The sequence below is a fragment of the Bradyrhizobium sp. Ken51 genome, from assembly GCF_055807435.1.
Genome location: NZ_JBVVPB010000005.1, coordinates 219,653 through 246,297 on the forward strand (window position 1 = coordinate 219,653; position 26,645 = coordinate 246,297).

Sequence of the window (26,645 nt, forward strand, 5' to 3'; positions counted from 1 at the left end):
TCCAACTGTCGTATGAATTCGCGGAGACAACCCCTCACCCGTCTCGCCGCTTTGCGGCGAGCCACCCTCTCCCACAAGGGGAGAGGGTGATCATCACCCGTATTTCAGCTTCATGAACAGGATGCCGCCGGCGAGCACCATGGTGATGGCGTTGGCGGCGACGAGGGGCGCATCGCCCGACAGCAGGCCGTAGACGAGCCAGAGCGCCAGCCCCAGCACCATGACCAGGAACATGCCGAGCGAAATATCGCCGGTGGAGCGGGTCTTCCACACCTTGATGGCTTGCGGCGCGTAGGCCACGGTGGTGCAGGTCGCGGCGGCAAAGCCGATCAGCTTGATCACAACGGGTCCATGGCGGCTCTATAGCATTGATTCGACGATGGTCGCGCCGCAGGCACGCGCCGTCACGAGATCGCGATAGAGTGCGGCATAGTCACCGGCGCGGTTGCGCCAGGACACGTCGGTCGCAAGGCCGCTCAGTTGCAGCCGGCGCCAGGTCAGCTTGTCGTGGAAGGCGATGTTGGCCTTGCGCAGCGTGCCGGCGAGGGCATCCGCGGTCACTGGGCCAAACTTGAAGCCGGTGGCATCGTGGCCCGATTTATCGGCCTCGCCGATATCGACGATGGTATCCTCGAGGCCGCCGACGCGCGAGACGATGGGCACGGCGCCGTAGCGCAGCGCGCAGAGCTGGGTCAGGCCGCACGGCTCGAACCGTGATGGCACGATGAGCGCGTCGGAGCCGGCCTGGATCAGATGTGCCATGATCTCGTCATAGCCGATCACGACCCCGATCCGGCCGGGGTTCGCCCGCGCAACGGCCTGATAGCGATCCTGCAGATCGCGGTCGCCGCTGCCGAGCAGCGCGAGCTGCATGCCTTCGCGCAAAACGGTCGGAATGGCCTCGAGCAGGAGATCGAGCCCCTTCTGCCAGGACAGGCGACTGATGACGCCGAGCAACGGCGCTTCGTCCGAGGAATCCAGATTGAACTGTTGCTGGAGCACCGCCTTGTTCGCGGCCCGATGTGTGAGGTCCTCCGTGCCGAAGCGGTAGGCGATGTGCGGATCTTCTTGCGGATTCCAAACGGATACATCGATGCCGTTGAGGATGCCGCTCAGCACGTTGGCGCGGGCGCGAAGCAGACCGCCGAACCCCATGCCGCCCTCGTCGCTCTGGATCTCCTGCGCATAGGTCGGCGACACCGTGGTGATGCGATCGGCGAATTGCAGGCCGGCCTTCAAAAAACTGATGCCGCCGAAATATTCGAGATCGTTGACGCCATAGGCGCGCAAGGGCAGGCCAATCGAACCGATCAGGTCGGGCGCGAACTTGCCCTGATAGGCCATGTTGTGGATGGTCATCACGGTGGCCGGCCGCGGGCGGTTGTCGTAGTGCAGATAGGCTGGCGCGAGCCCGGCCTGCCAGTCATGGGCATGCACCACGTCGGGCACGAAGGCGGGCGCGAGGCCGTGGCCGATATCGGCCGCGATGCGCGAGAGCGCGGCGAACCGCACGCCATTGTCCGGCCAGTCCAAGCCTTCAGGCGTCACGTAGGGGTTGCCGGGCCGCGCGTAGAGATGCGGCACGTCGAGCACGAACAGCTCGAGGCCGTCATGCGAGCCGGCGAGCAGACGTCCGGGTCCGCCGAAATAATCCGGCCAGCGCCGGATTTCGTCGGCTCCCCCCAGCACCCGCATCACGTCGGGATAGCCCGGCATCAGCGTGCGCATCTCGACGCCATGCGCCTTCAGCGCGATCGGCAGCGCGCCCGCGACATCGGCGAGGCCGCCGGTCTTGACGATGGGATAGACTTCGGAGGCGACCGCGAGGACGCGAACAGGCGTCATGTATTGAGCCTGTCGAGCATCGGCTGGGTAATGAGCGAAATGCCCTGCTCGGTGGTGCGGAAGCGTCTTGCATCCAAATCGGGATCTTCGCCGACGACGAGCCCTTCCGGGATCTCGACGCCGCGATCGATCACGACGTTCTTCAGGCGCGCGCCGCGGCCGACATTGACGTAGGGCATGATCACGGCGTTCTCGACATTGGCGTAGGAGTTGACGCGCACGCCGGTGAACAGCAGCGAGCGTCGCAGCGAGGCGCCGGAAATGATGCAACCGCCCGAGACCAGCGAGCTCACGGCCTGGCCGCGCCGGCTTTCCTCGTCGTGGACGAATTTTGCCGGCGGTGTGATCTCCGAATAGGACCAGATCGGCCAGGCGCTGTCGAACAAATCGAGCTCGGGCACCACGTCGGTGAGGTCGATATTGGCGGCCCAATAGGCGTCGACCGTGCCGACGTCGCGCCAATAAGCACGGGGGTCGCTACCGGAGCGGACGCAGGAGGTCGAGTATTGGTGCGCCATGGCGCGGCCGTTCTTGACGAGATAGGGGATGATGTCCTTGCCGAAATCGTGGTTGGAGTTCGGGTCCTCGGCGTCGCGCTTGAGCTCCTCGAACAGGAATTTCGCGTCGAACACGTAGATGCCCATGCTGGCGAGCGAGACGTCCGGCTTGCCCGGCATAGGCGGCGGGTCTTTCGGTTTTTCCAGGAACTCTTTGATCCATCCGTTCTCGTCGATATGCATGATGCCGAAGCCGGAAGATTCCTGACGCGGCATCTCCAGGCAGCCGACGGTGACGTCGGCGCCGCTGTCGACATGCTGGCGCAGCATCACCTCGTAATCCATTTTATAGATATGGTCGCCGGCGAGAACCACGATGAAGCGGCAGGCGTGGGATTCGATGATGTCGATGTTCTGGTAGACCGCATCGGCCGTGCCGACGTACCACATGTTTTCGGAGACGCGCTGGCTCGCCGGGAGGATGTCGAAGCTCTCGTTGCGCTCGGGACGGAAGAAGTTCCAGCCCATCTGAAGGTGCCGGATCAGGCTGTGCGCCTTGTATTGGGTGGCCACCGCGATTCGACGGATGCCCGAGTTCACCGCGTTCGACAGTGCGAAATCGATGATGCGGGATTTTCCGCCGAAATAGACCGCGGGCTTGGCGCGCCGGTCGGTCAGCTCCAGCAGCCGGCTGCCGCGTCCGCCGGCCAGGACGAACGCCAGCGCCTGACGGGCAAGCGGCTCGGGTCTCGCGGCACTCATGTCATTCTCCCACAACTCTGGCGCTCGCGAGAAGCCTCCCGGCCGCGCACATTTGGAACCGATAGTAACGGCACGAATAGTAAATCGGGAAGGTGGTTGTTGGTTGCGAATGCGCCGGAAGCTTAATGCTTTGCCGCGGTGATCGGGCCCCAGGCACCGTCTTGCTGGTGTCACACGCGGCGAGGTGGTCGAGCCCGTCGGGTACCGGTTGATCACAATGGAGGCATGCGTCTTGTGCGGTGCACGCAAAATCGAGGCCGAATTTCTGGCTTTGACCTTGCGCCAGGATGCCCGATCATGGGCTGCGTCCATGTCCAAGCAAAATGTCAGACAGGGAGTAAGACGATGACGATCTGGAAAACGGCAATCGCCTGTTCGCTGGCCGTCGCGGTGATGGCCGGCCAAGTCGAGCGGGCCGCCGCGGGCCCGATGCCGACAAATGTCGCGACCATGAAGGCCGCGGTCGGCGATGATGTCACGCAGGTGTATTGGCGCGGCCGAGGTTTTGGATGGGGTATTGGCGGCCTCGCAGCCGGCGCGATCATCGGCAGCGCCATCGCCAGCAGCGCCTATGGCTACGGCTACTATGGCGGTGGTCCATATTACGGCGGCTACGGATATCCGGGGCCGGCTTACGGCTATGCGCCTGCCTATTATGGCGGCTATGGACCGAGTTACGCCTATGGACCGGGCTACGGTTATGGCGGCTATTACGCGCGTCCGCGCTATTACGGCTATCGCGCCTATCGTCCATATTACGGTCCGCGGTACGGCTACTACCGGCCGTACCGGGCCTATCACCGCGCGTATTGGTGATCGATCAAACGGGTGGACCCGCACGCCGCAGGTCGACGATACTGAAAAGATTTGAGGGCCGCTGTACGCAAGCGGCCCGATCGGCTTGCGCGCGTTGAACCCGGTGATGCGGCACGACGAGCCGGCCATGCCCGCCCGCGACAATGCCGATGCAGATCGCGGCGATGATCGCGATCTCGATGCACCATTCGAGCGGTCCCGAGCTCATGGCAGCGCGATGGTGTTGGTAAGATCGAACTCGGACAGGCCCGGGCCGCGGCACGCGAGGTAGATGGCGAGGAGGAAGATGCGGCTGAGGACGGTGACGCCTAATATGCCCCTCACGTCGTAATGACGAATGGCAAAAGCGAGAGGCGGGATCGCCAAATGTTTTATAATGCTCATGGCTAACTCCTTGCCAAAATTCAGGCATCGACTGCCTGTCGACTGAAATGACAGCGTGATGAAAAGGCCGTCCGACGCCTTCGGCGTCTCTAAATGGACAGGCCAATGCTAGTGCCGGCGCAGGGCGCAGGTCTTTATCGTGTCCTTACATTTGGCTGAGCTTTCCCTTAAGATGGGGGAGCATCCGGGGGTCGGAGCCGTGCGTACAGACGCGCTTGCCTTTGGTGAATTCCGCCTCGACCGTGCCAACGCGCTATTATGGCGAGGCGGGGAGCGGATCGCGTTGGCCCCGAAGCCATTCGAGGTTCTTTGCCATCTTGTCGGTCGGCCCGGTGAACTCGTCACCAAGGAAGAGTTGCTCGACGCGGTCTGGTCCGATCTGCACGTCAGCGAGTCGAGCCTCGCCGTTGCCGTGAACGCGCTACGCTCGGTGCTCGGCGACGACAGACAATCTCCCAACTACATCGAGACGGTCACGCGGCGCGGCTATCGCTTCATTGCGCCGGTCGCGACCGCCGAATTGCCTGCGATCGAGCGGGCGGCCGAAGAGGAGGCGGCGTCCGCCACGGAGCAGGTGGTCGATCGACGCCGGCACTGGAGGGTCGGGCGCACTGGGCCACTCGATACGCTGGACGAGGCGTTGCAACTTGCTCGTACCGGACAGCGTCAGGTCGTCTTCATCACCGGCGAGGCCGGGATCGGCAAGACCACCCTATTGCAAATGACGCTCGACAGGATGAACCAGCAGGGACTGAGCGTGCTGCACTGTAGCTGCAACGAGTTGTTCGGCACCCATGAGGCCTTTCTTCCGCTGATCGGAGCGCTGAACGAGTGCTGCCGTCGAACCGATGGAGCATCGCTGCTGACTGCGATACGCGAGCACGCGCCGACCTGGCTCGCGCAAATGCCCGGTTTCCTCGGCGAAGCAGACCGGGCCGCATTCCAGCATGAGGTCTTCGGCGCAACCCGGGAGCGCATGCTGCGGGAATTTGCCGATCTCATGGAGCATCTCGCCGTCAGCCGACCATGGGTGATCATCCTGGAAGATCTGCATTGGAGCGATTTCGCCACCGTGGATGTGCTCTCCCGGCTTGCGCGCCGGGATCGGAGGGCTTCTATCCTCGTGCTGGCCACCTATCGGCCGATGGAAGTCGCCGTCGGCGGACATCCTATCCGTGCGGTTCACCAGGACTTGCGGATTCACGGACACGCCACCGAGCTCGCGCTCGATCGGCTAACCGGCACCGACGTCGAACGCTATCTTTCGCTGCGTTTCAACTCGGCCGATTTTGCCAGAGAGCTGGTCGAGCGCATCTTCGCGCGAACCGGCGGGCATCCTCTGTTCGTGTCGTCTCTGCTCGACCATCTCGTGGCGCAGGGCGCGCTGGTCGAGCACGAGTTGGGCTGGCGGCTGGTCAGCGAAGACGCGGCCTCGCATGACAGCATGCCGCGCGATCTGGAAGGAATGATCAAGCAGCAGATCGATCACCTCACCGTGGACGAGCGCTGCCTGCTTGAGGTCGCCAGTGCGGCGGGAGCGGAGTTTTCCGCGCTCCATATCGCCGGTGCGCTGGACCGTCCCGTGCTGGATGTCGAGCAGATGTGCGAGGACCTGGCGCGGACCGATCGCATTATCGTCGTTGCCGGCATGACTGAGTGGCCGAACGGAGGTGTCTCCGGTCGCTATGCGTTCCAGCACGCGCTTTACCAGGAGATCCTCTACCAGCGGCTCGCGCCGGCGCGCCGCATGAAAACCCATGCGCTCCTTGGGGCGGGGCTCGAGCAGGGCTATGGGCCGCAGGCTGGGGAGATCGCCGCCGTTATTGCGCGCCACTTCGAACTGGGCCGCGATTTCCCGAAAGCGATGCATTATCTTGGCGCGGCTGCCGAGGGCTCGGCGCGACGGTTCAGCACACGGGAGGCCGCCAACTACCTGTCCCGCGCTTTGGAACTGGTGCCGCATCTGCCGCCGGAGTTTCGGGTGACGACACGTCTGAAGTTGCTGCTTCAGCGCGCCTGGGCCTGGCGGGCCAGTGGGGATTTCCTGAATTCCCTGCAGGATCTCAGCGCAGTCGTCGCGCACGCGGCGGAGAACGGGCACGTGCGCGAAGAGGTGAACGCACTGGTCGATCTCAGCAGATTCTGTCTTTACGTCGATCGACGCCAGAGCCTGCCTGTTGCCGAACAGGCTCTTGTCAAGAGCAGGGCGATCGACGACGCCGCGTTCAGCGCGCTGGTCCAGGGGAACGTAGCCAATTTGAAGCTGATGCTCCGCGGCTGGGATCGCGAAAATGCGGACCTTGCCGAGCGTGCGTCAGCATTGATCACCGGAGAGCAGGATCTGAGCATGCGGCTGCGACGCTGCTCGATGGAGATGGTGCTGGAGTTCCTGCGCGCGAATTATCCGGCCTGCTGCGATGCGACGAGCCGGGGAAAGGAGCTCGCCCGCCTGGTCGGTGACGTCTATCTGTTCGTACTCTACGAATCGGTCGAGGCGTTTGCCCAGATTTATCTCGGCGAATGGGGCCGGGCGCAACGAAACCTCGTCTCCGCGTTGGCTATCTCGGAGCGGAATGCAAATCCGCAGGCCGTCGCGCTGTGTCATCTCGCGATCGGATGGCTGTATTCGGAGGCGGAGGAATATGGCAGCGCGTCACGGCGTGCGGAGGATGCGCTCGGCCCGATGATCGAGGCCAATCCGTTCACCTTCTTCGTCGGCAGGAATTTGCTGGCGCGAGCTTATGTCAGGATGGGCGACCTGGCTCGGGCGCGGCAGCATCTCGATGCGATGGAGCGGCGAATGGAGGTCGATCGGGTGCCGATGGAGTCGCTGGTCATCCCCCATTATCTGCTGACTTGCTGCGACTATTGGATCGCGATCGGCGATCTGGACCGCGCCCAGAGTTCGGCCCGCCAGTTTCATGAGGTGACGAGCGCGGCGCCCGACCGGCCGTTTCTCGCGCTGTGCTACGAGGCCATGGCGAGAATTGCGATCCTGAAGCAGGATGCGCAACTCGCCGGCCAGCATTTGTCGACGGCCATTTCGATCGTCCGCCATGCCAGGTTGCCGCATGCCACGTGGCGGGTTTATCGCACGACAGCGGTGCTCTATGGGAGCCTTGGACAAGCGCAAAGGGCTGCCAAGTGGCGGGGCCGCTCCTGCCAGGTGATCGCATCGCTGGCAGAGACGCTTGATCCCGGCGATCCGCTGCGGTCGGCATCCTTTTTCGACGCAGACCGGCACACCGGGCCCGACATTGCGGGACGGTGATCGGCTCAATCCGGCAGGTCCGCGATCTCTCGCGGTTCTCCGGGCCGTTGCTTGACCCTGAATTGGTTTTGCTGCTGCCGCAGCGTGCGGGAGGCACTGTAGGCATCCCTGCGCAACCGCATGATCGAGCCGAGCGGCTGATGCGCGGCGAGACATCGCCATGGATCGAACGAAAGCACCTCGTCGGAATAGACGCGACGCGCGGGGCTGTCGGCGGTCTGGCGCGGAAGCGTGATCTTGCCGAGTGCTTGCGGCGGCGCGACGTCCTCGGGCCAGTCGATCGAGGCATCTTCGATCGGTGTTCGCTCCAGGTCGGTGCAGAGCTGGGCAAACAGTTCGTACTCGGCCGCATTGTCCTTGAAGAAGGCAGCGACGCTGTTCAGCACGGCATCATCGGCATCGTGGCAGGGCTGGCCGGTGAGTTGGCGAACCGAGGCCGAGATCGGCACCAGGCGAAGCCTTGCGATATAATCGCCAAACCGCAATGCTCCCTCCGTGTGAAAGGTTTCTCCGAGAATGTTGCTGCCGGCATCACCGAGCGCTTTCAAGACGATCGGGATCGGAATGCCTGTTCTGTCCGATGCGGCGACCAGCACGCGCGCGAGAAAGCCTATGGGTACGTACGCCAGATCAGGCAGGAACAGGGTGCGCTCGACCTGGTGCTGTGCGCGCATATAGGCCATCGCATCCGCGAAATAGCTGGGGTGATTGACGAGCAGGAGATCCTGGTTCGTCGTATCGTCGTCGCCGAGCGCCTTAGTCCCAGTCACGCCCAGGACCTTGATGGCAAACCCCCGTGGCGAACGTACGCGATCGCTCCTGTTGAATGCGGTGGAGAGGCGGACGATGATCGGGAAGTGGCCAGCCTGCTTGAACAGGCCCTGGCGCAGGTGATCCGGCAAATCGTCGTAGACGATCAGCTCGCCGCGGAGATAGCCGGCGCCCTTGGCGTGCTGCTGCCGGGTCCCATGCTTGTCGCTGTGAAAAGTGCGGGCGCTCGTCCGCGAGATCGAGGCAACGATCGCCTCGACGGCCGCAGCTTCCTCCGGCTGGATTTGTTCGACGGACGGATCGTAACGAAGATACTGACTGGCTGACATGGCGCTGATCTCCAGCCCGAAGGTCGCCTTCCCATTGCAAGCGTCGACGGCCGCAGGGCGCATCACTGTAAGCCCGTCCAGTCGGGATCGGCAATCCAAGAGCGGGCTGCGTTTGCCTGGACAAGCCGGGGATGAGGCATCCTGCTACCGACGAGATCACAGGATCGATGCTAGGCCGATGGCGGCTCGTAAGTCCTTATGAGCTCCTTATGTTGTCCTGATGTTTTCCTTAAGGCCGGTCGGACGAGGCACGAGATCTCACAAGGCTCTCAAGCATCCGTGAAGCGGATGGAGCGCATTCCAACCCGACAGGACTCCGCGAAACGTTCGTTCTGCGTTTCATGCCGACGACAAAACCCGCATTGCTATTTGCACGACCTCCCTTGCGTCACGCCCGGCCCCCTCAAAATCATAACGACGACCACATCGGGAGACCGGCCATGGGCCTGCAAGAAACAAAAATCGAGTCGCTTCCCTTCGTCACCGCTGAACTCAATTATCTCGCGCCGGTTTCGGGCAAGCCGCGCACCTACGCCTTCGATCCGCCGCCGGGTGAGCCCAAGAGCACGTCGTTGCCGGAGCCGCATCAGGTTCCGATCTTCGATGCGCGACTGATCGCCCATAATTTCTCGCTCGACCGCGAAGGCTTTGCGCTGGTGCGGCATCCGAACCAGGTGAAGGACTTCTCCAACGAGGAGGAAATCAAGGCGGTCTACTATCCCGCCGTCGAGGCCTTCCTGCGCGCAACGCTGAAAGCCGACCGCGTTGTTGTCTTCGACCATACCGTGCGCAGGCGCGTCGAGGGCGCTGCGGACATTCGCGACGGTGGCCCGCGTCAGCCGGCAACGCGCGTCCACGTCGACCAGACCGCGGCCTCAGGCGCCAACCGCGTGCGCGAGCATCTGCCCGATGAGGCCAAGGAGCTGCTGAAGGGCCGCGTCCAGGTGATCAATCTGTGGCGGCCGATCCGCGGCCCGTTGCGAGATTCGCCGCTGGCGATGGCCGACGGCACGACGGTTGCGCCCGACGATCTCGTCGCCTCCGACCTGATCTATCCGAACCGTCGCGGCGAGACTTATTCGGTGAAATACAATCCGAACCATCGCTGGTTCTATTTTCCCGAGATGACGACGGATGAGGCGCTGCTGCTCAAGTGCTACGATTCCGCGACCGACGGCCGCACGCGCTTCGGGCCGCACACGGCTTTCGTCGATCCGACCACGCCGGTGGATGCGAGGCCACGCGAAAGCATCGAGGTTCGGACGCTCGTGTTCCACAAGTAGTAACAATGTGTGATGGCACTGCCGGGCGCGGCCCGGCAGTGGCTGAGGAACCTAGGGGAACCAACGAACGTTTCTGCGCGGGGCAGGGCCAACCGGGAGCGGTGCCGTGCGAGCGCAGACCACGTTATTTTCTTGCCTTGCCACTTTTTCGCTTTCTGCTGTTTCCTTTGCCCACGCCGAAAGCGGGCTTGCCTCCTATTACGGATACGGAAAAGCCGGGAAAGGCGAGCTGACCTGCGCGCACCGGACGCGCCCGTTCGGAAGCGTGCTGAGGGTGTCCTACGGCAGCCGCTCGATTCAATGCCGCGTCAACGATCGCGGCCCCTTCATCCGCGGCCGGATCGTCGATCTCTCGGTGCCGGCCGCTAAAGCGCTGGGCATGATGAGCGCCGGTGTGGTGCGGGTCTCGGTGGAATAGACCCGCCGGCGCGCTATAGTGCTGCCCAAAGCATGGGTCAGGGGGCGCTATGGCCAAGATCAAAGTGGGACTCGTCGGCTGCGGCTTCGTGTCGGAGCTGCATATGTATGCGTTCCGGCGCGTCTATGGCGTGGATGTCGAGGTCGCGGCGGTCGCTGCGCGCGGCGACCATGTCGTCGAATTTGCGCAGCGCCACCAGGTCCCGCGGGTCCATCGCAGCTTCGCCGAGCTGATCGCAGACCGCGAGCTCGACGTCATCGATATCTGCACGCCGCCCAATCTGCATGCGGGGATGATCGTCGCCGCCATGCAGGCCGGCAAGCACGTGATCTGCGAAAAGCCGTTCGCCGGCTATTTCGGCCGCGACGGCGACCGGCAGCCGATCGGCAAGCATGTGCCGAAGGCGCTTATGTATCAGCGCGTGCTGGAGGAGATGGACGCCACGCGCGCCGCGATCGAGCGCACCGGAAAACTCTTCATGTATGCCGAGGACTGGATCTACGCGCCGGCCGTGACCAAGACCGCGGAGATTTTGAGAGCGACCAAGGACAAAATCCTGTTCATGAAGGGCGAGGAGAGCCATTCCGGCTCGCATGCGGCCCATGCCGCGCAATGGGCGATGACCGGCGGCGGCTCGCTGATCCGAATGGGCTGCCATCCGCTTTCCGCCGTGCTGTATCTCAAGCAGGTCGAGGCCAAGGCGCGCGGCGAAACCATTCGCGTCGCCAGCGTCAGCGGTGACGTCGGCAACGTCACGGCCGTCCTGAAGCCGGAGGAGCGCACCTACATCAAGGCCAATCCTGTTGACGTCGAGGACTGGGGCACTCTGACTGCCACCTTCTCGGACGGCACCAAGGCCACCGTGTTCTCCGGCGACATGATCATGGGCGGCGTGCGCAATCTGATCGAGACCTACACGTCAGGCGGCTCGCTGTTCGCCAACATCACGCCGAACAATCATCTGATGAGCTACCAGACCTCCGAGGAGAAACTCGCCTCCGTCTACATCACCGAGAAGGTCGACCGCAAAACCGGCTGGCAATATGTCTGCCTCGAAGAGGAGTGGACGCGCGGCTATCTCCAGGAGATCCAGGACTTCATGGAATGCGCCGCGACGGGGCGGCAGCCGCTGTCGGATCTGGCGCTGGCGTACGAGACGATCAAGGTGAACTACGCAGGCTATTGGGCGGCGGAGGAGGGACGACGGGTGGTGTTGTAGGGGCGTGATGAACTCACTGAGCTAACCGCAGGCACGCTGCCAATCCTTCTCCCCCTTGTGGGAGAAGGTGGCGCGAAGCGCCGGATGAGGGGTTGTCTCCGCGGATTCAAATGAGAGATGGATTCGCGGAGACAACCCCTCACCCGTCTCGCCGCTTCGCGGCGAGCCACCCTCTCCCACAAGGGGGAGAGGGTGCACCGTCTGCGCGGCTTCAACCTACGTCCCGTAAGTCGACCCCTTCGGCAGCGGAAACACCGGGTCTTGCGTCCTGATGTTCGTCGGCCACACCACCGAGATGTGCTCGCCGGCATTCTGCATCACGACCGGGGTCGAGCGCTCGTTCTGGCCCGAGAGCGGCGTGCCCGGGGGGAAGAATTTGACGCCATAGCCCTGGATGGTGCCACCGGCGGGAATGTCGACGTCGAGTGCGGCCTTGCGAATGGCCTCGGGCTCGAAGCTCCCGTATTTCTCCTTGGCGACCGGCAGCACGTTGTTGAGCAAGATCCAGGTCTGGTTGAAGCCCATCGAGCAGTGCGGCGGCACGTCGGTGGCGCTGGTCTTGGCCTGGTAGCGCGAGACCATGGTCTTGGTGAGGTCTCCGATTCCAGGCGCAAGCTTGGAGGCATCGAGCAGTTGCGCCGGCACCGGATCGATGTTGCAGAAATTGTCGATGTCGGGGCCGAAGGTTGCGCGCAACTTGTCGAGTTGGCTGTAGCCGGCGCCCGCGCCGAACAGCATCTTGAAGCGCAGGCCACTCTCGCGGGCCTGACGCAGGAACAGGGTGATGTCGGGGTTGTAGCCGGCATGCGAGATCACATCGACCTTGGCGCGCTTGAGCTTGGTCACGAGCACCGAGAGGTCGGGCGCGGAAGCCGAATAGCCTTCGCGCATCACCACCTGGATGCCCGCCTGCTTGGCATAGGCCTCGTCGGCCGCCGCGACGCCGACGCCATAAGGGCCATCCTCGTGGATCAGCGCAACCTTGACGTCCTTCGGATCCATGCCGAGCTTGCCTTGCGCGTGCTCGGCGACGAACCCCGCGAAGGCCTGGCCGTATTGATCGGAATGGATCTGCGCGCGAAAGACGTATTGCAGGTTCTTGTCCTTGAACACGGCGGTCGAGACCGCGGTCGTGATCCAGAGGATCTTCTTCTGCTGCTCGACCTTCGCCGCCATCGGCACCGCATGCGCGCTGGAATAGACGCCGTTGATGATGTCGATCTTTTCCTGGCTGATCAGCCGCTCGGCCTCGTTGATCGCCACGTCGGCCTTGCTCTGCGAGTCCGCCGCAACAGGCACGATCTTGGTCTTGCCGCCGATGCCGCCCTTTTCGTTGACGAGGTCGATGGCGATCTGGGCACCGACCGAGGAGGCGACCGAGCCGCCGGCGGCGAACGGACCGGTGAGGTCGTAGATCAGGCCGATGCGCAAATTCTCGGCTTGCGCCTGGGCCCGTGTCCAATCGAGGCTGAGTGCGGCGGCCGCGGCCGCCGAGCTCTTCAGCAGCTGCCTGCGTGAAGTCGGCATTCTATCCTCCCTCAAAAACCGTCTTATGATTTGGTCTTGTTATTCTTTTTCGAAGTATGGGGAGCGGGGCGCCGGAAAGTCAACATGGCGAAAGTCGGGGGCCGGCCTCCGCGTCGCAGAACGCAATTGCGAAATGGGCCGCGACGAGATCGCGCGCTACTGTTTCAAGCGACGGGCGAGATAGCTGGCGGTCTTCCCGCCGGCTTCGGCGACCTCTCGCGGCGTCCCCGACGCGACGATACGGCCGCCTTCGTCGCCGGCGCCGGGACCGAGGTCGATGATCCAGTCGCTATGAGAGACGACATCCATGTCGTGCTCGACCACGACCACGCTGTTGCCGGCATCCACGATGCGCTCGAGCTGGGCGATCAGCCGCTCGACATCCCTGGGATGAAGACCGGTGGTCGGCTCATCCAGCACATAGAGTGTGTGACCGCGTTGCGGCCGCATGAGCTCGGTCGCGAGCTTGATGCGCTGGGCTTCTCCGCCCGACAATTCGGTGGCGGATTGGCCGAGGCGGATATAGCCGAGGCCGACCTCGCGGACGACCGATAGCGACCGGTTCAGCGTTGGATCTCCGCGGAAGAATTCGAAGGCCTCGTCGACGCGCATCGCCAGCACATCCGCGATGGATTTCCCGCGGATATTCACCTCCAGCGTCTTGTCGTTGTAACGCGCGCCCTTGCAGGTCGGGCAGGGTGCGTAGACGCTGGGCAGGAACAGAAGCTCGACGCAGACAAATCCCTCGCCTTCGCAGGTGCTGCATCGGCCTTTCGCGACATTGAACGAGAAGCGCCCGGCATCGTAGCGGCGGGATTTTGCCTGCGGCGTCGCGGCGAACAGTTTCCGGACGTGGTCGAACAGGCCGGTATAGGTGGCAAGGTTCGATCGTGGCGTGCGGCCGATCGGCTTCTGATCCACCACGACGAGGCGATCGATCTGGTCGAGGCCGGCGGCAATCTTTCCGCCCAATGTCTCGACGGTGGGTGCTGCCAGGCTGTCGTCGTCCGCGTCCGCGGCCCGTGTATGGCCGAGATGCTCCGCCACGGCATCGACGAGGAATTGGCTGATCAGGCTCGATTTGCCGGAGCCCGATACGCCGGTCACGCTGGCGAGAACCCCCAGCGGGACATCGACGTCGAGGCCGCGAAGATTGTTGCGGGTCACACCCCGGACTTTCAGATGCGCCTTCGGCTCGCGGCGGACCGTCGGCGGCGGCTTTCGTGGATGCGCGAGATAATGGGCGGTTCGCGATTGCGCGACCTGCCCGAGCCCTGCGGGCGGTCCGCTGTAGAGGATGTTGCCGCCGCCTTCGCCGGCGTCCGGCCCGACGTCGACCAGCCAGTCGGCATGCCTGATCACCTCGATCTCGTGCTCGACCACGAAGATCGAATTGCCCGCGTGCTTCAGCCGGTCCAGCGCCCGCAGCAGCGCCTCGGTGTCGGCGGGATGCAGACCTGCCGACGGTTCGTCGAGCACGTAGACGACGCCGAACAGGTTGGAGCGGACCTGTGTCGCAAGTCGGAGCCGCTGCAACTCGCCCGGCGACAGCGTCGGTGTGCTGCGTTCGCAAGCGAGATAGCCAAGCCCAAGGTCGAGCAGGACGGCCAGTCGCGCCGACAGATCCTCGCAGATCCGCCTGGCGACGATGGTCTTCTCCGATGCGCCATCCGTCGCAGCCTTTGCGAACGGCTTCATCAACTCCTGCAGCTTCTTGAGCGGCAGATGAGACATCTCGGCGATATCAAGGCCGTCGAACTTGACCTTGAGCGCCTCTGGCTTCAATCGCGTGCCGTGGCAGGTCGGGCAGTCCTGGGTGATCATGAATTGCGCGACGCGGCGCTTCATCATCGCACTCTCGGACTTGGCATAGGTCTGCATCACGTAGCGCTTGGCGCCGGTGAACGTGCCCTGATAGCTCGGCTCCTCCTTGCGGCGAAGAGCGCGTTTGACCTCGGCCGCAGTGTAACCGGCATAGACCGGAACGGTCGGCTGCTCCTCCGTGAACAGAATCCAGTCGCGGTCCTTCCTGGGCAGCTCACGCCAGGGCTTGTCCACGTCGTAGCCCAGCGTGGTCAGGATGTCCCTGAGGTTCTGTCCCTGCCAGGCACTCGGCCAGGCCGCGATGGCGCGCTCGCGAATGGTCAGGGTGTCGTCGGGTACCATGGACTTTTCGGTGACGTCGAGCATCCTGCCGATACCGTGGCAGGTCGGGCAGGCGCCTTCCGGCGTGTTCGGCGAGAACGATTCCGCATAGAGCATCTTTTGTCCGCGCGGGTAATCGCCGGCACGGGAATAGAGCATCCTGAGCAGGTTCGAGATGGTCGTCACGCTGCCGACGGACGATCTCGTCGTCGGGGCGCCGCGCTGCTGCTGGAGCGCGACGGCGGGCGGCAGGCCTTCGATGTCGTCGACCTCCGGGATTTGCATCTGGTGGAAGAGGCGCCGCGCGTAAGGCGACACCGATTCCAGATATCGCCGTTGCGCCTCGGCGTAGATCGTCCCAAAGGCGAGCGAGGATTTCCCGGACCCCGACACGCCCGTGAACACGACGAGGGCGTTGCGCGGAATGCTGACGTCGACGTTCCTGAGGTTGTGCTCACGCGCGCCGCGCACGCGAACGAAGCCGTCGTCCTGCACCAGGCCATCGGGTTGTCTTGGTCGGTCGTCCATCTGGCTGCTCCGGCCCACGCATGGAAGGTAACGGCAGGATCGCAGGATGGGTCCACCGACGCCAGCGTACCGGTTGCGTTCTGCACAAAGCGAAGGCCCGTCGCGGTTGACGCGACGGGCCTTGCAAGGGTGATGGGCGCTCGGTACCGAGCCCGATGCGCTGCCTGACGTATTACTGCGACAGCTTCACGAAGCTCGGGAACTTCAGCTTGCCCTCCGCGATCTTCTCCGGCCAGACCACGACCTGCTTGGAGTCCTGCCACTGGAAGACCAGACCTGACACGGTCGTCGGACCGGACTTGATGCCGTGGGTGAACTCGTCGTCCTTGCCGTAGAACTGAATGCGGCCGATCGTGCCCTCGTAGTCGGTCTTTTCGAGTTCAGTGACCATCTTGTCGGAATCGGTCGAGCCCGCACGCGTGATCGCCTCCGTAATGAAGTAGACCTCGTCATAGGCGGTGTAGCCGGTATAGGCCGGCGGCGAGCCGAACTTGGCCTTGAACGCCGCCGCGAACGGCTTCGTCTTGGACGTCACGGCGACGTCGGGCGTTGCGACCGCCAGCGACGGGACGCCGTCGGCGGCGCCATTGGTGTCCTTCCAGAAGGTCGGGCTCAGCGCCTGCGCGCTGATGCCGAACATCGGAATCGGCACCTGCTGGTTCTTCCACTGCACCGTCGGCTGGACGCCGACATGCGAGATGCCGGTGACGATCACGTCCGGCTTCTTGGCTTCGATGTTGTTGAAGATCGGCGTGAAGTCGGTGGTGTCAGGTGAGAACCGCACGTGCTCGACGACCTTGAGGCCTGCTTTCGGAAGACAGGCCTCGTAGCCGACGTCGAGAGGCTTGGTCCAGGCGGCGTCCTCGCTCATGATCGCGACCGTCTTGAACTTGAGCTTGTCGACCAGCAGATCCTTGGCGGCGTCGCAGACGAGCTGGGCTTGCGCTGCCGAGGTCAGATAGCCGTGAAAGGTGTACTTGTTCTTCTCGTAGTCGTTATGGATCGCCTTGGTGATCTCGTTCGAGGCGGCACCGGGGGTGATCAGTGGCATCTTCAGCCGCGCCGCCCAGGGTTCGAGCGCCAGCACGACTTCACTGATGTAGCTCGCAATCACGGCCGAGACCTTGTCCTCGCTCACCGCGCGCTGGAAGGCACGCACCGAGTCGGCCGAGGAGCTCTTGTTGTCGTAGGTCACGATCTCGACCTTGCGGCCGAGAATGCCGCCCTTGGCGTTGATCTCGTCGGCGGCGATCTGCGCGCCGCCGGGCGTCGCGGCACCGGCGATCGATTGCACTTCAGCGATGACGCCGATCTTGATTGGATCCTTCGATTGCGCGTAGGCGGGAGCGGCAAGGCACAACGCGAGCGCGGAGGCGAGGAGAAAGCTGCTGCTCGGATTCGTCGATGGTCGCATGGTCGTTTCCTTTCGTTTGTTTCTTGTTGATGCTTCCGAACTAAAGAAAATCGGCGCCGGCCTCCGCGGCGAAGCGGCCGGGATCGCCCTCCCAGACGATCCTTGCATGTTCAAGCACATAGACGCGGTCGGCATGCGGAAGCGCGAAGGTCACGTTCTGCTCGCCGAGCAGCACCGTGATCGACGTCGTCTGCCGCAGCCTCGTCAGGGCCTTGGACAAGAGTTCGAGGATGACGGGGGCGAGGCCCAGCGTCGGCTCGTCCAAGATCAGGATCTGAGGCTGCATCATCAGCGCGCGGCCGATCGCCAGCATCTGCTGCTCGCCGCCGGAGAGCGTTTGCGCCATCTGGCCCTGACGCTCTTTCAGGATCGGAAACAGCTCGAACAGCCAGGCAAGCTGTGCCGCGCGCTTGTCGTCGGCCAGATGTTGCCCGCCGAGATCGAGATTTTCCCGCACGCTCATCTCGCCGAACAGCTCGCGCGATTCCGGACACTGCACCAGGCCGCTCCGCGCGATCTTCGCCGGCGTCGTGCCGCGCAGCTTCTCGCCGCCGCGCACGATCTCGCCGCTATAGGGCAGGAAGCCGGAGATGGTGTTGAACAATGTGGTCTTGCCGGCGCCGTTGAGGCCGACGATCGAGACGAACTCGCCCTCATGGACGTGGATCGAGACGTTCTCCAGCGCCTGCGCCTTGCCATAGAACACGCTGACGTTCTCGACCTGGAGCAGCGGTACCTTGTCCTTGAAGCTGGTCTCGGGCCGCGCATGGGTCTCGATGGCGCCGCCGAGATAGACCCGCCGCACCGTCTCGTTCTTCATGACGTCCTCGGCCTTGCCGGTGACGATTTCCTCGCCGAGATACATCGCGAGCACGCGGTCGACCAGCGCCGCGACACTCTTGACGTTGTGGTCGACCAGCATCACCGCGCGGCCCTCGTCGCGAAAACTGCGGATCAGGTCGGAGAACACGTCGACCTCGGCCCGCGTCAGCCCGGCAAAGGGCTCGTCCACCAGCACGACCTTCGGATCGCGCGCGATCGCCTTGGCGAGCTCGAGCCGGCGCAGGTCGGCGAAGGGCAGCGTCGGCGGGCGGCGGTTCATCACGTTGCCGAGGCCGACGCGGTCGGCGATCCATTTGGCGCGCTCGACCAGCGCCTTGTCCGGAAACAGCATGAACAGGCTGTCCGGCAGCAGCGCGACCATGATGTTCTCCAGCACGGTCTGCCGGTTCAGCGGCCGCGAATGCTGGAATACCATGCCAAAGCCCTTGCGCGCGATCTTGTGCGCGGGAAGGCCGGCGACGTCCTCGCCCTCGAAGATCACTTCGCCTGATGTCGGGCGCTCGATGCCCATCACGCTCTTCATCGCCGTCGATTTGCCCGAGCCATTCGGCCCGATCAGGCCGAAGATCTCGCCGCTATTGACCTCGAAGCCGAGGTTCTTCACCGCCGTCAATCCGCCGAAGCGCTTGGTCAGGCCGCGGACTTCGAGCACGGCCCTGTTTGAAGATCGCATATCCATCACGAGCGCGCCTCACGCGAGAGGGCCGCCCCGAGGAAGCCGCCGGGGAAGAACAACACGACGAGGAGCGCGACCGCGGAGACGATGAAGGTCGCGAGCTCGCCGGTGGGCCTTAAGAACTCGCCGGCGACGATCAGGAAGATCGCGCCCAGCGCCGCGCCAAGCACGGTGCGCCGGCCGCCGAGCACGGCGGACACGATCACGTTGACGCCGACTGCGACGTCGACGACGGTGCCGACCGAAGCGGTGCCGAAATAGAACACCAGCAGCGCGCCTGATAACCCCGAGAAGAACGCGCTGACGATGAAGGCGGCGAGCTTGTGCTTGACGATGTTGAACCCGAGCGCGCCGGCCTGCACCGGATCCTGGCCGCTGGCTTGCAGCACCAGGCCAACAGGCGATTGCGACAGGCCGTAGAGGATCGCCGCCGAGATCGTCATGAAGCCGAGTGCGATCCAGTAATTGACACCGGCGTTGATGGAGATGACGTCGGGGATGGTCAGACCGATCTCGCCGCCGGTGAGGTCGGCAAACACCACGATGAAATTCTGCAGCATCAGCACCGCGACCAGGGTGGTCAGGCCGAAATACGGTCCGCGCACCCGGAGCGCCGGCAGTGCCAGCACGAGGCCGGCGATGACGGAGGCGAGCGCGCCGAGCACGATGCAAGCATAAACCGACCAGCCGAATTGGGCATTCAGGATGCCGGCGGTGTAGGCGCCGACGCCGATCAGGAAGGTCGGCCCGAAATTGACCTCGCCGGCGAAGCCGAACAGCAGGTCCCATGCCATCGCGAACACGCCGAAATAGAAGGCGACGGTGAGAAGCCCGAGCACGTAGCCGGAGACGTAGAGCGGCAGCGTCGCCGCGATCACGACCAGCGCGAGCGAGATGAAGAACAGGCGGGTCGTAAAGAAGCTGGCCATCTCAGCGCCTCCCCAGAAGGCCCTGGGGCCGGATGTACATCACGAAGACGAGCAGCAGCAGCGCCGGAATGGTGCGGTAGGCCGGCGAGATTAGATAAGCCGTGAGCGTTTCGAGATAGCCGACCACGAAGGCCGCGATCAGCGAGCCGGAGACGCTGCCGAGACCGCCGAGCACGACGATCGAGAACGCGCTCGCGGTCAGCGGTCCGACGCTGTAGGAGCTGACGCCGAGGAACATCCCGAGCAGCACGCCGGCGATGCCGGCGAGGATGCCGTAGATCGCCCATACCACGACGTAGATGTTGGTCAGCTCGAGGCCGAGCAGGGTGACGCCGCGCGGGTTCATCGAGGCCGCCAGCACCGCCTTGCCGGTGCGGGTGCGGTTCACCAGGAGCCACAACAGCGCGATGACGAAGCAGCACACGATCGCGGTAAAGATCTCGTTCCTGGGCGTGCGCACGCCGAGAATTTCGACGACGCCCTCGACGATCGGCAGCACGGTCTTGGCGTTGTTGGTGAAGAAATAAGCGATCACCTCCTGGATCATGATCCCCCACAACAGCGTGCCGGTGAGGACGAAGATCTCCTTCTCTTCATTCGGGATGCGCCGGGAGTCCTGGATCGGCTTCACCACCGCGAAATAAGTCGCGAAGGATGTGAGGAGGGCGACACCGACGCCGATCAGTGCGCCGGCATAGGTGCCGACATTCAGGATGCTGGCGGCGGCCCAGGCCGCCACCGCTGCCGCCACCATGATGGCCCCGTGGGAGAGATTGAGGACGCCGGAGACGCCGAAGATCAGCGTGAAACCGGTGGCACCGAGAGCATAGAGAGCGCTGATGGCAAAGCCATCGATCAGAATCTGGAAAGCACGCATCTAGGGTTGGCAATCTGATTGATGAGAGACGATGTTGCTGGAGCCACGTGCGGCGGGAGCCGCATGTGGAAGCTCCCGGGAGCTGGTCCCGGGAGCGTGTCCCGCTAGTTCGAGAGCTTGATGAAGCTCGGGAACTTGATGTCGACCTTGGCGACTTCCTTGGGCCAGACCGCGCTCTGCTTGCCGCCCTGCCATTGCAGCATCAGCCCGGTGATCAGGCCCTTGCCGTATTTGATCGAGTGCGTGAACGGATCGTCCTTGCCGTAGAACTGCACGCGGCCGATCGTGCCTTCCCAGTCGGTCTTCTCCAAGGCATCGACGAGCTTGTCGGCGTCGGTCGAGCCGGCGCGCTTCACGGCGTCGGCGATGTAGTAGACCTCGTCATAGGCGGTGTAGCCGGCATAGGAGGGGTAGTTGCCGAACTTCTTCTTGAAGGCTTCGGCGAACGGCACCGATTTCGGCGTCACCGCGACGCCTGGACCGGAGACACCCTGGTAGAGCACGCCTTCCGCCGCCTGATTGGTGTCCTTGCCAAAAGTCTCGTTGGTGGCCTGCGAGGCGATGCCGAACATCGGGATCGGCACCTGCTGGTTCTTCCACTGCACCGTCGGCTGCACGCCGACATGCGAGATGCCGGTGATGATCACGTCGGGCTTGGAGCCTTCGATCTTGTTGAAGATCGGCGTGAAGTCGGTGGTATCGGGCGAGAAGCGGATGTGGTCGAGCACCTTCAGCCCGATCTTGGGCAGGCATTCCTGGTAGCCGACGTCGAGCGGCTTGGTCCATGCGGCGTCCTCGCTCATGATGACCGCGGTCTTCATGTGCATCTTGTCGACCAGCAGGTCCTTGGCGCCGTCGCAGACAGAAAGCGCCAGCGCGGCGGAGGTCAGATAGCCGTGGAAGGTGTACTTGTTCTTCTCATAGTCGGCATGCACGCTCTTGCTGATCTCGTTGGAGGCTGCACCGGGCGTGACGAACGGCGTCTTCAGCCGCGAGGCCCAGGGCTCCAGCGCCAGCACGACCTCGCTGATGTAGCTGGCGATGACCGCGTTGACCTTGTCCTCGTTCACCGCGCGCTGGAACGCGCGCACCGAATCTGCCGAGGACGAGTGATTGTCGTAAGAGACGATCTCGATCTTGCGGCCCTCGACGCCGCCATTGGCGTTGATCTCGTCGGCGGCGAGCTGTGCCGCCTGAGGGATGGAGGCGCCGGCAATCGCCTGCGCTTCCGCGATCACACCGATCTTGATCGAGTCGGCCGCGAGTGCCGCGCCTGAGGTCATCAACACAACGGCCGCGGCGGTACCGAGTGTTATTCGCAACGCAACAGAGAGCGGTTTCTTCATCTTGTTCTCTCCCTTAACAGGCCTCTTATGAGCCATTATGCGCGCGACTATACCGGCGGAGACATTCTCGGCAAGTGAAACCGCGTTCAGGATTGTGAGGCACGGACTAAAGTCTAGCGCTGCGCAAATAGCTGGCAGGAAAGCTGCCGGACCCGTTTCACGCGCAGTCATGCAGATTTCGTTGGTAGGCATGCGCAGCTATCGCACGCGCGCGGCAACCCAATCGTTGGATTGCGATGCCGTCGCGTCGGCTCAGCGCGCTCGCAGCAGCGATGGATCGAGCGGCTCGAGGCGGGCCGGATCGAATGCCGAGATATCCACGTTGCGCGTCGCACCTTCCGCGATCAGTTGCGCCATGGCCTCGCCCGTGGCGGGCGCATTCAGGATGCCCCACACATTGTGCCCGGTCGCAACATAAAGACCTTCACTTCGCGGCACCTTGCCGATCAGCGGCAGGCCGTCCTGTGTCACCGGCCGGAAGCAGGCCTGCCGCGCAATGATTTTCTCGGCGCGAAACAGCGGCGACAGCCGCTCGGACATGGTCTGCAGGCGCGCGATCGCATCGTGGTCGGGCGTCACGGCAGCGGGATCGAGCGGAAGCGGCGCGATGTCGGAGAGCGCGGTGATATGCGTGCTGCCGTCAGCGCGAGGAAAGACCTCGATCGACACGGCACTGCCATTCTCTTCAGACTCCAGAAACAGCGCATCGGCCGGCACATCCGTGCCGGTGTCGTACACGATGCTCGGGCTGCGCTGGCCGTAGACGGCGGGCAGGCTCATCCATTGCGCCGCGAGTAGCGACCATGGTCCCATCGCGATCACGACCGCGTCCGCCTCGACGATGCGGCCGTCGACCTCGACGCCCGTCGCGGTCGTGCCGTCCGCATCGCGCATGATGCCGGTCACCTGGCCGGTGCGAAGCTCGGCGCCTTGCGCGAGCGCCGCGTTCATCACGGCTGAGGTGAATTTTCTGGGGTGAACGATCGCAGTGGTCTCCATCGTGCCGATGCGCTGCGCGATGATGACGCCGTTGCTGAGCCAGCCGAGCGCGGACGGTGCATCCCGGCGCGGATGGCCATCGGCGGCAACGAAGCCGCTATAAGCGGTCATCGGGCGATAGCCCCAATCGCCTGCGATCTGTTCCGGCAGCTGCGCATGAATCGCAAAGCTCCGTCGCGCCAGCGCATCAAGCGGCGAGCCGTCGCACCAGTCGCGCGCGAGGAAGCCGCCCGCCTTGCCTGACGCCGCGGCCGCGACGTCTGTCCGCTCCACGACGATGATTTCGATGCCGCGGCGGCGGAGAAACCAGGCGTGCAGGCTCCGATCACGCCGCCGCCGCAGATCACAACGCGCATGAATTCTCTCTACACAATGAAATCCTTCGCATGGAGGTCCGGGGTATGGACCCCCGCCAGCGTGATCGTATCGGTCGCGGTCAGGTGGATTACCGCGTTTCCCGTGCTGTCATCGCTGATCAGGCTTTTCAGCGCCGCCCAATCTGCGAAGCCGTAATCGTGCAAATTGATCACGTCATGCTCTCGCGCCGTGCTGCCGACCGCCTTGTTGCCCTGGTCGAAATCGTTGATCACGTCCAGACCCGAATTTTGGTCGAAGACGAATCTGTCGTTGTTCGGTCCGCCCCAGAGCTGGTCATTTCCGCCACCGCCATTCAGCATGTCCTTGCCGCCCGTGATCGAGCCTGCCGTGAACGGGGCGTAGGTCCGTGCATCGCCATACAGCAAATCGTCGCGGCTGCTGCCGTGGAGGATATCATCTCCGCCATGCGCATTGCCTGACATGTTCAAGGCATCCCCGACGAGCACGATGGACGTGGAGTCCGGGTTGCCCTCGACCGCCGCGATCAGGATATCGTTGCCGCCGCGGGTATCGTCGCTCATATAGCCGGCGTCTCCGACCAGAGACGCGCCTCCGGATTGGGCGGTAGCACCGACGGTGTAGATGAGGATGTCGTTGCCGCCGCGCGCATCACCGCTCAGGGAGACGAGAGCGTCGCCCGATATCGAAGCGCCGCCGTAAATGCCGACCTGGGTCACGCTGAGGATATCATTACCGCCTTGCGCGTGATCGCTCATGGAACTGCCGGAGTCTCCGCTGAACGTCCCGGACGATCTGTTTCCCATCGATGCCGTGACGACGTCATCGCCGCCCCTCGTGTCGGCCGACATGGCGCTCTCGGCATCGCCAGAAATGCCGAGAGTCGCGTAGATCGATGAGGACGCATCGACATCAAGTACATCGTTGCCGCCATGGGCGTCGCCGGACATCGCTTGCGCATCCCCGTCCAGGATCGCGTAGTCGCCGAAGCCTGTGACGGTCGCAGCGAGATGGTCGTTTCCTCCGTGAGAATGTCCTTGCAGGGTCTGGTCGTCGCCAACGAATGTCAGGACCGCGTTGCTCCCCTCGACGGTCGCGATCATCTTGTCGCTGCCGCCCCGGCCGTCGTTCGGCAGGCCCGGGTCTCCGAACTCAGTCACGAATTGCTGGTTCCCAACGCTGACGATGATGGTGTCGTTTGGCATACGGCGCATCGCGCAACTCCCGGTTCAAGTCGGACGCGGGAACGAAGAGCATCATGCCTCGCGCCGCGTTGCGGCCCTGCCGCGCGATTCAATCTTCGTTGGATTGATGGCGGAGATTTGCCCGAGGCGTAGCTTGATTGCGATCAGGGAACCACGGGCGCCGGCGATCCATGCCGGCGATCCATGCCGACGTCCATGCTTGCGATCTCGCGCGCGGGGGCTCAGCCCGGGCCTGCGCCTTGCGTGGCGGTGTACACCGCATAGAGCGATTGGCTCGCGGCCATGAACAGGCGGTTGCGCTTCGGGCCGCCGAAGCAGACGTTGCCGCACACTTCGGGCAGCCGAATACGGCCGAGCAGCTTGCCGTCCGGCGACCACGTCGTGACGCCGCTGTAGCCGACGGCACGGCCGGCATTGCTGGAGGCCCAGACATTGCCGTTGACGTCGCAGCGCACGCCGTCCGGCCCGCACTTCACGCCGTCGATCACGCACTCGCTGAACCGCTTATGGTTGGTGAGCTTGTTGTCGGCGCCGACGTCGAACACGAAGATCTCGCCCTTGCCGCCGGGACCGGTGTCGCCGGGTCCCTTGCCGGTTGAGACGACGTAGAGCTTCTTGAAGTCCGGCGAGAAACATAGCCCGTTCGGATCGGGCACCTGCTCCTCGGTGACGACGAGATCGACACGGCCGCTGGGATCGATGCGATAGCAATTGGTCGGCAGCTCGCGCTTGCCCGGTGCGAAGCCGGCCGGCTGTCCAATCCGCGGATTGAGCTTGCCGCCGGAATTGCTCGGACCGCCCGCGGCGTCGGGCTCACCTTCGTAGAGCTGGCCGCCATAGGGCGGATCGGTGAACCAGTAGCTGCCGTCGGGATGCGCGACGACGTCGTTCGGCGAGTTCAGCTTCTTGCCGTTGTAGTTGTCGCAAAGCACGGTCGCGGTGCCGTCATGCTCATAGCGCGTCACCCGCCGGGTCAAATGTTCGCAGGAGAGTTGACGACCCTGGAAGTCGAACGAGTTGCCGTTGGAGTTGTTGGACGGCGAGCGGAACACGCTGACGCGACCGTCGTCTTCGCTCCAGCGCATCTGCCTGTTATTGGGAATGTCGCTCCATAGCAGATAGCGGCCCTGTGCACTCCACGCCGGGCCTTCAGCCCACAGCAAGCCCGTATAGAGACGCTTGATCGCCGTGTTGGGCTGCGCGAGATCGTTGAAGGACGGATCGACCGCGATGACGTCGGGGTCCCAGAAATAGGTGGTCGGCGCGCCGTTGGGACCGAAATCGCGTGGCGGGGTGGTGATCGTCGTCGGCGGCGCGGCCGGCCCGGTCTGGGCCCGCGCGGAGCCGGCGCCGGCCATTGTGGCGGCGGCGCCGAGCGCGAGCCCCTGAACGAGCGTTCGTCGTGAAAGCGCAGCATCCTGGTCACGCTGCTTTTGGCGTGTCATCGCGTCCTCCCGATCATATTCGGCTAGCCGGTTGATCCGGCCGAGCAGGGCAAGGTTAGTCCGGTCCGATGACGGTTGCGAGGGGGAGGTACGCATCCTCAGCGAGATCGGGGTGGCAAAAGCGCTGCAACATCGAACATGGAAACGACAAATTCGTCCGGCGGGATCGGGTTTACCGGAGCTGCCTTTGGGACATTGCCAAGCGGGGGAAATGTCAAGCCTTGACCTCCTGCGCGATGCTGGCAGAACGTCGTTCGGGGTGAAAGTCGGAGTTTACAGTGGCTGTCGTCGTACTGGTTTTGCTGCTCGGGATTGCATTTGCAGCCGGCTATTTCGCCCGCGACCACGTCTCCCGCAAAAGGCGAGCCCAGGCGCGCCGCTGGCGTGAGTACAGCGAGCCGGATTGGCTCAGTGCCAACGCACCGGCCAATACCAACGAGATCGCCATCGCCGGCAAGGCTGCGCCGGTCGCCAACGGCGAGCTCGGCCAGATGCTGAACCGCTGGGAGAGCAGGGCTCGCGCTCGCCGTACGGCGTAGCTCGACGGTCTCGCCTGGGTCCAATCGGCCAGACACACCGGCACCGGGTCCTTCCGCGCATCCGGCCGTGCGATCATGTCAGCCCTTCTGTCCATCTTTTGGCGTTGCAGTTGCTGCCATTTCTCGTCTAGAAACGGCACATCGAGCCTCCCGGCAACCAACCGTCAACGGTTTTGACCGAGGATTTGAGGGCTCAAAGGGTCTGGCAATGCTGATTCGCGGCCAAATCGATGGGATTTCG

At 63.8% G+C, this 26,645-nt stretch carries 21 protein-coding genes; 6 read left to right on the forward strand and 15 right to left on the reverse strand.

What is annotated here, in order from left to right; translation table 11 throughout:
• Nucleotides 1-93: 93 nt before the first annotated feature.
• Genes AC0L27_RS12205 through glgC form a run of 3 tightly spaced genes read right to left on the reverse strand, consistent with a single transcriptional unit; the run spans nucleotide 94 to nucleotide 3,104 of the window.
• Nucleotides 94-342 (reverse strand): SemiSWEET transporter, encoded by a 249-nt coding sequence (locus AC0L27_RS12205; protein ID WP_473319160.1) that lies wholly within the window; start codon nucleotides 340-342, stop codon nucleotides 94-96.
• A gap of 18 nt (nucleotides 343-360) precedes the next feature.
• The gene (gene glgA / locus AC0L27_RS12210; protein WP_473319162.1) at nucleotides 361-1,845 is read right to left on the reverse strand and encodes a glycogen synthase GlgA; all 1,485 of its coding nucleotides are present in this window, start codon (nucleotides 1,843-1,845) and stop codon (nucleotides 361-363) included.
• Nucleotides 1,842-3,104, reverse strand: coding sequence for a glucose-1-phosphate adenylyltransferase (gene glgC / locus AC0L27_RS12215; RefSeq protein ID WP_275173549.1), 1,263 nt, complete (start codon nucleotides 3,102-3,104; stop codon nucleotides 1,842-1,844). Before glgC ends, glgA begins: the two co-directional genes overlap by 4 nt.
• 345 nt (nucleotides 3,105-3,449) lie before the next feature.
• Between glgC and AC0L27_RS12220 the strand changes: the two genes are divergently transcribed.
• Complete coding sequence (locus AC0L27_RS12220) at nucleotides 3,450-3,920, forward strand: hypothetical protein (protein WP_473319165.1); 471 nt, start codon at nucleotides 3,450-3,452, stop codon at nucleotides 3,918-3,920.
• 204 nt (nucleotides 3,921-4,124) lie between these two features.
• On the opposite strand, the gene AC0L27_RS12225 is transcribed toward AC0L27_RS12220, so the two are convergent.
• Complete coding sequence (locus tag AC0L27_RS12225) at nucleotides 4,125-4,304, reverse strand: hypothetical protein (protein ID WP_473319167.1); 180 nt, start codon at nucleotides 4,302-4,304, stop codon at nucleotides 4,125-4,127.
• 199 nt (nucleotides 4,305-4,503) lie between these two features.
• Here AC0L27_RS12225 and AC0L27_RS12230 point away from each other — a divergent pair, with 199 nt between their 5' ends.
• A complete protein-coding gene (locus tag AC0L27_RS12230; protein WP_473319170.1) occupies nucleotides 4,504-7,575 on the forward strand; it encodes an ATP-binding protein in 3,072 nt (1,023 codons plus the stop codon).
• Between the two features lie 5 nt (nucleotides 7,576-7,580).
• Here AC0L27_RS12230 and AC0L27_RS12235 read toward each other — a convergent pair whose 3' ends face one another.
• Nucleotides 7,581-8,675: a catalase family protein gene (locus AC0L27_RS12235; RefSeq protein ID WP_473319173.1), complete on the reverse strand. Its 1,095-nt coding sequence runs from the start codon at nucleotides 8,673-8,675 to the stop codon at nucleotides 7,581-7,583.
• A gap of 440 nt (nucleotides 8,676-9,115) precedes the next feature.
• On the opposite strand from AC0L27_RS12235, the gene AC0L27_RS12240 reads away from it, so the two are divergent.
• From AC0L27_RS12240 to AC0L27_RS12250, 3 genes are all read left to right on the forward strand, one after another.
• Complete coding sequence (locus AC0L27_RS12240; RefSeq protein ID WP_473319177.1) at nucleotides 9,116-9,958, forward strand: CmcJ/NvfI family oxidoreductase; 843 nt, start codon at nucleotides 9,116-9,118, stop codon at nucleotides 9,956-9,958.
• 106 nt (nucleotides 9,959-10,064) lie between these two features.
• A complete protein-coding gene (locus tag AC0L27_RS12245) occupies nucleotides 10,065-10,376 on the forward strand; it encodes a septal ring lytic transglycosylase RlpA family protein (RefSeq protein WP_085350223.1) in 312 nt (103 codons plus the stop codon).
• 49 nt (nucleotides 10,377-10,425) lie between these two features.
• Nucleotides 10,426-11,595, forward strand: a complete 1,170-nt coding sequence (locus AC0L27_RS12250; protein WP_473319179.1) for a Gfo/Idh/MocA family protein — start codon at nucleotides 10,426-10,428, stop codon at nucleotides 11,593-11,595.
• 216 nt (nucleotides 11,596-11,811) lie between these two features.
• On the opposite strand, the gene AC0L27_RS12255 is transcribed toward AC0L27_RS12250, so the two are convergent.
• The 10 genes from AC0L27_RS12255 to AC0L27_RS12300 form a co-directional block, all read right to left on the reverse strand.
• Nucleotides 11,812-13,122 carry an ABC transporter substrate-binding protein gene (locus AC0L27_RS12255; RefSeq protein ID WP_106945503.1) on the reverse strand — a complete coding sequence of 437 codons (1,311 nt, stop codon included), beginning with the start codon at nucleotides 13,120-13,122 and terminating at the stop codon, nucleotides 11,812-11,814.
• Between the two features lie 156 nt (nucleotides 13,123-13,278).
• Complete coding sequence (gene uvrA, locus AC0L27_RS12260) at nucleotides 13,279-15,795, reverse strand: excinuclease ABC subunit UvrA (RefSeq protein WP_473319180.1); 2,517 nt, start codon at nucleotides 15,793-15,795, stop codon at nucleotides 13,279-13,281.
• A gap of 172 nt (nucleotides 15,796-15,967) precedes the next feature.
• Nucleotides 15,968-17,209 (reverse strand): ABC transporter substrate-binding protein, encoded by a 1,242-nt coding sequence (locus tag AC0L27_RS12265; RefSeq protein ID WP_473319182.1) that lies wholly within the window; start codon nucleotides 17,207-17,209, stop codon nucleotides 15,968-15,970.
• Nucleotides 17,210-17,249: 40 nt separating this feature from the next.
• The gene (locus AC0L27_RS12270) at nucleotides 17,250-18,731 is read right to left on the reverse strand and encodes an ATP-binding cassette domain-containing protein (RefSeq protein ID WP_473319184.1); all 1,482 of its coding nucleotides are present in this window, start codon (nucleotides 18,729-18,731) and stop codon (nucleotides 17,250-17,252) included.
• The gene (locus AC0L27_RS12275; protein WP_219683503.1) at nucleotides 18,731-19,657 is read right to left on the reverse strand and encodes a branched-chain amino acid ABC transporter permease; all 927 of its coding nucleotides are present in this window, start codon (nucleotides 19,655-19,657) and stop codon (nucleotides 18,731-18,733) included. The genes AC0L27_RS12270 and AC0L27_RS12275 overlap by 1 nt, the downstream gene beginning before the upstream one ends.
• A 1-nt stretch (nucleotide 19,658) precedes the next feature.
• Nucleotides 19,659-20,534, reverse strand: coding sequence for a branched-chain amino acid ABC transporter permease (locus AC0L27_RS12280; protein WP_027570854.1), 876 nt, complete (start codon nucleotides 20,532-20,534; stop codon nucleotides 19,659-19,661).
• Between the two features lie 104 nt (nucleotides 20,535-20,638).
• Complete coding sequence (locus tag AC0L27_RS12285) at nucleotides 20,639-21,880, reverse strand: ABC transporter substrate-binding protein (protein ID WP_354060756.1); 1,242 nt, start codon at nucleotides 21,878-21,880, stop codon at nucleotides 20,639-20,641.
• 252 nt (nucleotides 21,881-22,132) lie between these two features.
• On the reverse strand, nucleotides 22,133-23,152 hold the full coding sequence (locus AC0L27_RS12290; RefSeq protein ID WP_473319188.1) for an NAD(P)/FAD-dependent oxidoreductase: 1,020 nt from the start codon (nucleotides 23,150-23,152) through the stop codon (nucleotides 22,133-22,135).
• A gap of 92 nt (nucleotides 23,153-23,244) precedes the next feature.
• Entirely contained in the window at nucleotides 23,245-24,429 is a 1,185-nt protein-coding gene (locus AC0L27_RS12295; protein ID WP_473319189.1) for a calcium-binding protein, read from the reverse strand.
• 212 nt (nucleotides 24,430-24,641) lie between these two features.
• Nucleotides 24,642-25,865, reverse strand: coding sequence for an SMP-30/gluconolactonase/LRE family protein (locus tag AC0L27_RS12300; RefSeq protein ID WP_275173756.1), 1,224 nt, complete (start codon nucleotides 25,863-25,865; stop codon nucleotides 24,642-24,644).
• A 278-nt stretch (nucleotides 25,866-26,143) separates the two neighbouring features.
• Between AC0L27_RS12300 and AC0L27_RS12305 the strand changes: the two genes are divergently transcribed.
• Nucleotides 26,144-26,404, forward strand: a complete 261-nt coding sequence (locus AC0L27_RS12305) for a hypothetical protein (RefSeq protein ID WP_473319191.1) — start codon at nucleotides 26,144-26,146, stop codon at nucleotides 26,402-26,404.
• Nucleotides 26,405-26,645: the final 241 nt, after the last annotated feature.